A 9,307-nucleotide genomic window follows, 5' to 3' on the forward strand; every position below is an offset into this window, starting at 1 on the left:
AACTTTAAACTCTAAGACAAACATTTTACGCAGGGGGGACTTAGACAAAATCAGTATAGCACAATAAAAGTTAAGTTAACAAGATATAGTTTAAAAAGCCGTCCTAAAAGGACGGGGCTTTAACCCAAAATTTCGGTAAATAGGGTTTGCGGCAAAAAGTTTTTCCTGGGGGCAGGGTGTGGGGTGTGGGGTGTAGGGTGTAGGGTTTTACCCATTTTCAGGTGGTCAATTACCTAATTTTCAGGGAAAAAGTCCAGGAATTTTCCCCCCGCTCACTCCAATGGCTGGTACTTTTGGATTTCAAAAAGGTCTCAAAGTATTATCGAACAATGTTTTTAGATTTATTCAGCCAGCCCTAGGGCTGGCTGAATAAATGTGAAATGTAGGCAAAGTAAGGGTTTTGGGGCTTTACGAGCGAAACAGGTGCAAGATTTTGAGAGAATCATGTTTCAAAACCTTACATCTTCATCGGCCCGCGTCCTGTAGGGGCGAAGCATTCGGGCATAACCTATCGCTGAAACCCTAGATTTCCTATCCGAATGCTTCGCCCCTACTTTTTGCCGCAAACCCTATTTAGAAGGGATAGATTTAGAAAATCTATCCCTTTCCCTTAATTCAAGAACGATTATCGCGATTAACTTTTCTGATTAACCAATAACTTGCCGCTAAAGCTAAGGTTCCCACGGTGAGGGCAATTAAATCATCTTTACTGTATTTATTGGGATCAAAAATAATAATTTTTCGAGAGATGGCAATTAAAGCCGTAACTACGACTAATTCAACCTGTACGATGTGTTTTCTTAAGTAAGCAGTGACGTTTTCTAATAACTCTAAAGCGATCAAAATATTGAGAAATAATCCGAAGATTTCAATTAAAGTTTTACTAAAAAAACCGACGGGTTCCGTAGTAAATAGGTCTTTGATTAGGATAACTACTAAATCATAAAGAGAAACAATAATAACAACAATTAAGGCTACGGATAAAACCTTAGAAACTATGTTTTCGATGATATGAATCGACTTCATGAAATCTTCATCGCGCCATTGTTGACCAAAATTGATAAGTAGTTTCCGTATCTGTTTGAGCATGATCGATTAAGTAAAAAGTAAAAATTATTATTGTATTTGACTGCTAATTGTTCTATTTAGTTAACAAGTAAGTATATCCCCCCTTAATCCCCCCTTTATAAGGGGAGTATCTGACAATGTTTAACATCTAAGTGGGTGGGTGGAATTAAATATAAAATGAACGTAGGTTGGGTTGAAGCATGAAACCCAACGCCCGCATGGGTTACGCTACCGCTAACCCATCCTACAAATAATTGTGCCTACCTACTTACCTAGTTAGAGATAATTTTACTTGAAGAAGGCTTCCCCAGAAAAAAAATCTAGGTGCGATCGCTGTTAAGTCAACCGCACCCCAAACTAATACAAATGCTCACATCTAGCTAACATCATCGTGAGCGAAACGATTATAGAGGAAGTCGAGGGCATAGTTACGCAGACGATAATATTCAGGATCCTCCATAATTCTCTCCCGATCGCGGGGACGGGGGAAATGAATATTCATCACTTCGCCGATTTTCGCTTCTGGTCCATTGGTCATCATTACCAGCTTATCAGCGAGGAAAAGAGCCTCATCGATATCGTGGGTAATCATCAACACCGTACAGCGTTTATCTTGCCAGATTTTCAGCAATTCTTCCTGTAATTCCTCTTTGGTAATCGCATCCAACGCACCGAAAGGTTCATCGAGAATTAATACTTCCGGACGGATAGAAAGAGCGCGAGCGATCGAAACCCGTTGTTTCATCCCCCCGGAGATTTGGGGAGGGGTTTTGTCCATAGCTTCGGTTAAACCCACCATGGCTAAATGTTCGCGCACGATCGAGCGTTTTTGTGCCTCTGGGGCATTGGGAGACACCGCATCTACCGCAAGATAGACATTTTCAAAAACGCTTAACCAAGGCAATAAAGCATAGTTTTGAAACACTACCATGCGATCAGGCCCAGGTTTAGTAATTTTCTTACCGTTAACTTTAACGATGCCATCAGTGGGAGAAGAAAAACCCGACACCATATTTAATAGGGTCGATTTACCGCAACCAGAGTGACCGATCACGCAGATAAATTCACCTTCATTGATGCTGAGATTAACGTCCTTGAGGACGGTGTAGGGGCCTCTAGGAGTGGGATAAACCTTAGAAACTCCTTCAATGGTGACAAAAGCTTCTTTAGTGGGGGCCTCGATTGCCCGGTTAACTGTGTCGGTGGTGGTGTACATGATTATAGTCGCTAAAAAGTCGAAAGACAGGTAGAAAGTGGCAGAGTTGCAGGGCTTAATCCAATGGGATAATATTTTAGAGGTAAAAGGGGAGAAAATCTCCCCTTTTACCTCTGGTTAGGCGATTTTACGGGGTTCCACCGCACTAGGACGAGCATCAATAGCCACTTCGGCCATGGTGATGTTTTGTTTGATCTCTAAACTATTGAGATAACCGATCGGATCCTCGGCATCAAACTCGATACCATCGAATAACAGGATCGGTGTGCGACGATATTTAATATCCCCTAGACCCAATTCCCGGGCTGCGGTACTGAAGACACCCACCCGACAGACGCGTTCGAGAATTTCTACCCAGTTACGGGGGAAAGGAATGTGGCCCCAGCGCGCCATTTGGGTCATCATCCAGAGGTGTTCGGTACGACTGGGACGATTGACTCCATCCCCAAAGAACAGATGGTGTGCATATTCTTTCATCGGTTGATCGAGACTGCACGCGTAGGAGTTGGGATCACCCAGTTGGATATAATCGATATTGGTACTAAGGTACTGACGACTGGCGAGGATTTGACGAATTTCTTCCTGATTTGTTTCATCGGCACAGTAGCGACAACCTTCCAGCAGTGCTTTGACTAAAGCGACATGGGTATTAGGGTATTTATTGGCCCAATCTTCCCGGACTCCCAGGGCCTTACCCGGGTGGCCCTGCCAGATTTCTAAGTCGGTAGCGACGGTGTAACCGATACCTTCCATGGCAGCCCGTAGATTCCAGGGTTCACCGACACAGTAACCGTCAATACTACCGGTTTTCAGGTCGGCTACCATTTGGGCCGGGGGAATAGTTTCGAGGTGAACGTCTTGATCGGGGTCAATTCCCGCTGCCGCTAACCAGTAACGCAGGAGCAAATTGTGCATGGAGGAGGGGTGAACCATGCCAAAAATATGGCGCTGTTCCCGCGATTCCAATAGCATCTGTCTTAAAGCGTTACCGTCAATCACTCCCTCGTCATAGAAGCGTTTAGCGAGGGTGACACCGTTACCGTTACGAGTCATAGTCAGGGCGCTGACAATCGGCAAAGGTTGCTCCTGATAACCACCGACGGTTAACCAGGTGGGCATTCCTGAAGGCATTTGCGCCCCGTCGAGGAATCCCCCCGCGATCCCGTCCACAACGCCTCGCCAACTGGTTTCCCGGACTAAATTCACCTCATCTAGACCATGTTTAGTAAAGAATCCCTTTTCTTTGGCCACTGCTAGGGGCGCGCAAGCGGTGAGGGGAACAAAACCGATCTCTAGATTGACTTTTTCTAAACCGTGACGGGCAATTACTTCGACTTTGCGGGCGCGCAGTTTTTTGATCCGTTTTTGTTGGTTGAGGAAATAGATAATCTCGCTCCGGAGACTGTAGTAACTCGGGTGTTCTACCACTTCCATGCGTTTGCGGGGACGGGGGATATCCACTTCCAAAATACCGCCAATTTTTGAGCCGGGGCCGTTGGTGAGCATGACGATGCGATCGGATAATAGCACCGCTTCATCCACATCGTGCGTCACCATTACCGAGGTCATTTCGTATTCTTCGCACAGCTGCATTAACTGTTCCTGTAGATTACCTCTAGTCAGGGCATCTAACGCGCCAAAGGGTTCGTCTAAAAGGAGGACTTTCGGACGGATGGCTAGGGCGCGAGCGATCGCTACCCGTTGTTTCATCCCCCCCGATAATTCGTTGGGACGTTTATCCACTGCATGACGAAGATTGACCAGATCGATATATTTTTCGACTTCAGCTTTTCTTTCGTCTTCTGATAGTTGGGTGAGAACTTGATCGACGGCCAGAGTGATATTTTCTTTGACGGTTAACCAGGGCAAAAGGGAATAGTTTTGGAAGACTACCATGCGATCGGGTCCCGGTTTTTTAATGCTTTGACCTTGCAAAGTCACCACCCCTTCCGTGGGCAAATCTAAACCAGCGATCATGTTTAAGAGGGTTGATTTTCCGCAACCAGAGTGACCGATGAGGGAGATAAATTCCCCTTTTTTGATCTGTAAATCAATCCCTTTCAAGGCCACATATTCACCGCCACCACTGAGGGGGAATACTTTATCAATGTTATCGACAGCGACAAACAAACTCATAGTTTTTTCTCCTTAAATTGGCTCAAGTTTCAGTTATTTGAAAATGGGGAAATTTTCCCCATCGATTCCCTATTGACGAACGATTTGATTTTGCAACCAAGCCATAAAGCGATCGAGTAATAAACCCACACCACCGATATAAAACAGCGCAAGAATAATATCGCTGATGTAGTTATTTTGGTAGGCATCCCAGATAAAGAAACCGATACCGACGATACCCGACATAACGATTTCAGCCGCAATAATCGCTAACCAAGCTAAACCGATCGCAATTCTCAAACCAGTGAAGATGTAGGGAAGTGCCGAGGGAATTAATATCTTGAAGAAGAATTTTTTGCTGGACAATTGCAAGACTTGTTTAACGTTGATATAGTCTTGGGGAATTTGTTGGACACCGACGGTGGTATTAATCAAAATCGGCCAAACTGCGGTAATAAAGATCACGAATAAAGCAGCAGGTTGGTTTTGTTGTAAAGCGGCCAAAGATAGGGGAACCCAAGCAAGAGGAGGAACTGTTCTCAGGAATTGAAAAAGGGGATCGAGTGCCTTATTTAAGAAAGAATTTAAACCGACCATAATCCCAACGCCAATACCAACCACTGCGGCAAAAAAATAACCGATTAATACCCGTTGCAGACTCGCTAAAGTTTGCCAGAATAGTCCCTTATCAATGCCCCCACGATCAAAGAAAGGATACATTAAATAGGTACGAGTCCGTTCATTGGTGATTAGGTCGGATGGGGGGGGTAATTTGATTAATCCCAGCATCGAGACTAATTGCCAAACAATCAGAAAACCCAGGGTACCGATAATAGGGGGAAGAATGTCTTGGGAATGCTTTTTCCAGAATTTACCGAAGTTGAAACCACCGTTACTTTTTCTGCTGACGCTACTTGCCATTTTGCCGTTTTCCTTTGTTGAAGATAAAGTTACTTGATTGGGGAGAGAAGAAAACACTTTTGGGATTAATAGACTAGATATTTTATGCCCCTAGCCTATCGAGAAAAGCTCGCTATTTTTTAATTGCCAAACTATCGAGATAAGCTTGGGGATTAGCGGGGTCAAAAGTTTTGCCGTCGAAGAATTTTTCGACACCGCGGGAGGTACTGGTGGGAATATCGGCCGCAGGAACTCCTAATTCTGTAGCTGCCGCTTTCCAAAGATCCTCGCGGTTAACTTTGTCGATTAATGCTGAGGCAGTGGTTAAAGTTTCTTTCGGCAAGAAACCCCAACGAACACTTTCGGTTAAAAACCAGAGATCATGACTCTTGTACGGATAGGAAACGCTACCGACGGGATCTTTCCAGTAGAAAACTCCTTTATTTTTGTCGGTGATTTCCGGTTTGCCGTCACCCATTTTCTGTATTCCTTTGAGGGGACCTGCGATAATTTCTTCCTTGAGGTTGAAATAAGCCGGTTTAGCGAGAATTGCCGCCGCTTCTGCCCGATTTGCCTCCTGATCGAGCCATTGCTGCGCTTCCATAATTCCTTTTAACACCGCTTTGGTGGCTTTCGGGTTTTTATCCACCCAATCAGCGCGGATAGCGAGGTATTCTTCCGGGTGATAGGGCCAGATTTCTGCGGTTAAAGCTGACATAAAACCGATCTGATCAGCTACAATTCGCGCCGGCCAAGGATCGCCGGTACTAAACGCATCCATGGTTCCGGTTTTCATGTTGGCCACGGTTTGGGCGGCAGGAACCGCAATTAGGTTAATATCCGTATCGGGGTTAATACCACCGGCGGCTAACCAGTAACGAATCCAGAAGTCTTGGTTAGCTTTCGGGAAAGTATAGGCGGCTTTGAAGGGAGTTCCCGTCGTTTTCATGGCGAGGATGTAATCTTTGGCGGGTTTCAGGTCTAAACCGATATTTTTGCCCTCGTGTTTACCCGCGATCGCGATTGCGTTACCCTGGGTGTTTAACTGCGCTAACACATACATAGGGACTTTAACGTTATTTTTGGTGATTAGTCCCTCGGAAATTAGGTAAGGCATGGGCATTTGCCACTGTCCTCCGTCAATTCCGCCCGCATCTGCCCCAATTTCGACGTTATCTCTAGCAGATCCCCAGTTTGCTTGTTTGGAGACTTCCACATCGGGCATCCCGTATTTAGCAAAAAAGCCTTTTTCCTTGGCAATAATTAAGGGTGCGGCCTCAACGATAGGAATATAACCTAATTTAATTTTGGTGGTTTCAGGGGCCTCTCCGGGGGCCACCGCTACGGGAGAAGCAACCGGGGCAGCGGGCGCGGTGGTGGTGGTTCCACCGGTAGTGTCGGGGGGATTACCCACACAACCTTTCAGGACAACAGCCCCTGCCGCTGAAACCGCCGCCGTGGTTAAAAATTTCCGTCTCGAAAAATTTGACATAGAGTCCTCCTACCTGCTGCCAAAGCAAGTATGTGTGCTGAATTATGGGTAAAGGAATCCCTCGCTAAATTTTCCTTCTAGCCCGTGCTATAGAAATTTAGCTATGGAATATCTAAACTTGATTGAACTTAATAAATAAGTCTAGCGGAATTTGGAAAAAATAATTAATCCGATCGAGAATTTTATTTACAAAAATTTAATTCGATTGATAAGAATTAATTAAGACCATTGATATATCTAGCTTCTAGCCACTTAAAAAGGTTTCCGTAGGAGCGCTGGAGCAGGGGAGTGGGGAATTATGAATTATGAATTATGAATTATGAATTATGAAGTGGGGAAGTGGGGAGGTGGGGAAGTGGGGAAGTGGGGAGAAACAACAAAACGAGCCAAGGGTGAGTTTTAGGAATGCGGTTCCTTGCGGCTTGGTAGAATGGACAATATGCTTTCACCCCAAAGTAATGACCAGATCTAAAAAGCCGAAATCACCGAACTCCTCTGATTCGCCTACCTCTCCTTCCTTGGCTCTGTCTTCCCTACATTTTCGTCTCCAAGCTTTAGAGGAGGAGCATCAGTGGCTCCTTAAGCAGATTGGCAGAAAACGCAACGAACTGAAGAAATTTCTCGACCAGATGCGTTCCCTGGCGACGGAGATTTTCCAGAGAGGGCAACCCCTCTATCAAAAACTTACCGACCTCGACCGCGAAATACACGCCCTTTTTGACGAAATCCTCACTGCTAGAAAATTGGGGCAGCAGACAAAAAAAAGGATTCTCGGAATTTACGAGACACTTCAGTTAACGGGGGTGATTAGCCCAAAATTTGAGGATGGAGATGAAGAACTAGACGAACTTTTCGGAGACGAAGAGTCGGAAGGATCATCGGAGCAATCCGCGCAGGATTTCTTCTCTGGGGGAGACTCCTACGGCCGTCACGATGATGGAACAGAGATATCACCTGAAAGCTCGCCTAAATCTCCCGAATCTAGACAAATACGCCGCACTTTCCTGAGAATGGCTGAGATTTTTCACCCCGACAAGGTTACGGATCCCGAAACTCGGATGCGTCACAATGAGATCATGAAGGAGGTCAACCGTGCCTATAAAGAGGGAGATATTGCCAGACTGCTGGAAATCGAACGACAGCATCAAATGGGAGACTCTTTCGAGGTTGAAGGCTCATCGGAAAGCGACCTCAAACGACAGTGCGAGAGGGTTGAAACCAATAACGAACTACTCAAAAAGCAATACGAGAACCTGAAGAGAGAACTGCGATCGGTGCGAAATACCCCGGAAGGCGAGATGGTGAGGGCCAGTCGCGCTTGTGAGAAGGATGGCATCGACCCGATTGAGCAAATGCTAGAGGAGATGAAATTACAAGTTCAATCCACCGAAAAAATCTATAATTTTGTCCGTGACTTCCGCGATAAAAAGATAACGGTTAAAGAGTTTCTGCGCGGACCGGTCAGGATGGGCAGAAGCCCGGAAGAGATGGAAGACATTCTTGATCAACTTCTGGAGCAACTTCGCGGAATCAGCCGTTGAAGAGAAAAAGCCAGTATTTAGGGTTTGCTGAAAAAGTTTTTCCCGGTGGCCGAGTGTAGGGTTTTACCGATTTTGAGGGAAAAAGTCCCGGAATTTTCCCTCCAATTATTCCTAAAAGGCGATTGTGTCCTCTGGGGGCGAAGCATTCGGGTATAACCTATCGCTGAAACCGTAGATTTCCTGTCCGAATGCTTCGCCCCTACTTTTTCAGCAAGTCCTATTCAATTTAAGATTATGAGTAATCGCCGTTGCACCTATTAACAGACAGTGATTTTTGATCTGCCCTAGAGTATTGCTATCACCTTTGACAAAATCACTAATCGTACAAGTATCGAGCAAAACCAGCACTAAATCACCTCATCTTCTCTAGGTGGGGAAAGTTCCTTTCTATAAGCTTCAAAAATAATACCATCACTTACACCTTGAAAATTAAGGATAGTTGACGACCATTGAGACTGTTCTTTTGTGGTAATTAAAAGCTGTATTGCTTCTCGAATCAAAGCATTCTGGGATTTGTCTGTAGAGTGAGATAAAGCCTGTAGTTGCTGACTTAATTCATCTTCCAGATAAAGGTTGAAGTTCATAACTTAAACAAATATCAATTAACTTTATTATAACAGGATAACTTCTTTCTTTTCTGGGCTGAGATATTTATCAGCATTTACTATTCTAATAGCAAACTGACCAGCTTTTTGATCAACTTTACTACCCATAATATAACACCACCTTCCCAACTGATAACCGATAACTCTTTCATTGCCTTAATAAAATTTAACATTAACGCCATTTTCTCAAAAAAATCGACCCGCCTAAGGGCGGGAAAGAAAAGGAAAAAGAAAAAAGGCTCTTCGGGAATTGTTATGCAAATAATTAACTTAAAATAAAATTCGATGAGAGCGCCTACACTCAAAAGTATCTGAAATCCATATAGGGAAGGACTTAAGGCATCAACAGGTTAATACCAAAAGATAGACA

At 44.7% G+C, this 9,307-nt stretch carries 7 protein-coding genes; 1 reads left to right on the forward strand and 6 read right to left on the reverse strand.

Annotated features, from left to right (window positions below; genetic code table 11):
- Nucleotides 1–615: 615 nt before the first annotated feature.
- From O9300_RS17125 to O9300_RS17145, 5 genes are all read right to left on the reverse strand, one after another.
- The gene (locus tag O9300_RS17125) at nucleotides 616–1,089 is read right to left on the reverse strand and encodes a phosphate-starvation-inducible PsiE family protein (RefSeq protein WP_002759198.1); all 474 of its coding nucleotides are present in this window, start codon (nucleotides 1,087–1,089) and stop codon (nucleotides 616–618) included.
- Between the two features lie 355 nt (nucleotides 1,090–1,444).
- On the reverse strand, nucleotides 1,445–2,284 hold the full coding sequence (locus tag O9300_RS17130; protein WP_287972915.1) for a nitrate ABC transporter ATP-binding protein: 840 nt from the start codon (nucleotides 2,282–2,284) through the stop codon (nucleotides 1,445–1,447).
- Nucleotides 2,285–2,401: 117 nt separating this feature from the next.
- Nucleotides 2,402–4,420, reverse strand: coding sequence for an ABC transporter ATP-binding/substrate-binding protein (locus O9300_RS17135; protein WP_287972918.1), 2,019 nt, complete (start codon nucleotides 4,418–4,420; stop codon nucleotides 2,402–2,404).
- A 69-nt stretch (nucleotides 4,421–4,489) separates the two neighbouring features.
- The gene (gene ntrB / locus O9300_RS17140; protein ID WP_286825572.1) at nucleotides 4,490–5,320 is read right to left on the reverse strand and encodes a nitrate ABC transporter permease; all 831 of its coding nucleotides are present in this window, start codon (nucleotides 5,318–5,320) and stop codon (nucleotides 4,490–4,492) included.
- A gap of 112 nt (nucleotides 5,321–5,432) precedes the next feature.
- Nucleotides 5,433–6,791: a CmpA/NrtA family ABC transporter substrate-binding protein gene (locus O9300_RS17145; protein ID WP_287972920.1), complete on the reverse strand. Its 1,359-nt coding sequence runs from the start codon at nucleotides 6,789–6,791 to the stop codon at nucleotides 5,433–5,435.
- Nucleotides 6,792–7,249: 458 nt separating this feature from the next.
- On the opposite strand from O9300_RS17145, the gene O9300_RS17150 reads away from it, so the two are divergent.
- On the forward strand, nucleotides 7,250–8,332 hold the full coding sequence (locus tag O9300_RS17150; protein ID WP_287972923.1) for a molecular chaperone DnaJ: 1,083 nt from the start codon (nucleotides 7,250–7,252) through the stop codon (nucleotides 8,330–8,332).
- 347 nt (nucleotides 8,333–8,679) lie between these two features.
- Here O9300_RS17150 and O9300_RS17155 read toward each other — a convergent pair whose 3' ends face one another.
- Nucleotides 8,680–8,916, reverse strand: a complete 237-nt coding sequence (locus O9300_RS17155) for a ribbon-helix-helix protein, CopG family (RefSeq protein ID WP_287972925.1) — start codon at nucleotides 8,914–8,916, stop codon at nucleotides 8,680–8,682.
- Between the last annotated feature and the right edge of the window lie 391 nt (nucleotides 8,917–9,307).

The organism is Microcystis sp. LE19-195.1E (assembly GCF_027532095.1).
Lineage (GTDB): Bacteria > Cyanobacteriota > Cyanobacteriia > Cyanobacteriales > Microcystaceae > Microcystis > Microcystis aeruginosa.

Coding starts and splice junctions, on each gene's coding strand:
- O9300_RS17130 (WP_287972915.1), bottom strand. CDS start 2,284: ATGTACACCACCACCGACACAGTTAACCGGGCAATCGAGGCCCCCACT.
- ntrB (WP_286825572.1), bottom strand. CDS start 5,320: ATGGCAAGTAGCGTCAGCAGAAAAAGTAACGGTGGTTTCAACTTCGGT.
- O9300_RS17150 (WP_287972923.1), top strand. CDS start 7,250: ATGACCAGATCTAAAAAGCCGAAATCACCGAACTCCTCTGATTCGCCT.
- O9300_RS17125 (WP_002759198.1), bottom strand. CDS start 1,089: ATGCTCAAACAGATACGGAAACTACTTATCAATTTTGGTCAACAATGG.
- O9300_RS17145 (WP_287972920.1), bottom strand. CDS start 6,791: ATGTCAAATTTTTCGAGACGGAAATTTTTAACCACGGCGGCGGTTTCA.
- O9300_RS17135 (WP_287972918.1), bottom strand. CDS start 4,420: ATGAGTTTGTTTGTCGCTGTCGATAACATTGATAAAGTATTCCCCCTC.
- O9300_RS17155 (WP_287972925.1), bottom strand. CDS start 8,916: ATGAACTTCAACCTTTATCTGGAAGATGAATTAAGTCAGCAACTACAG.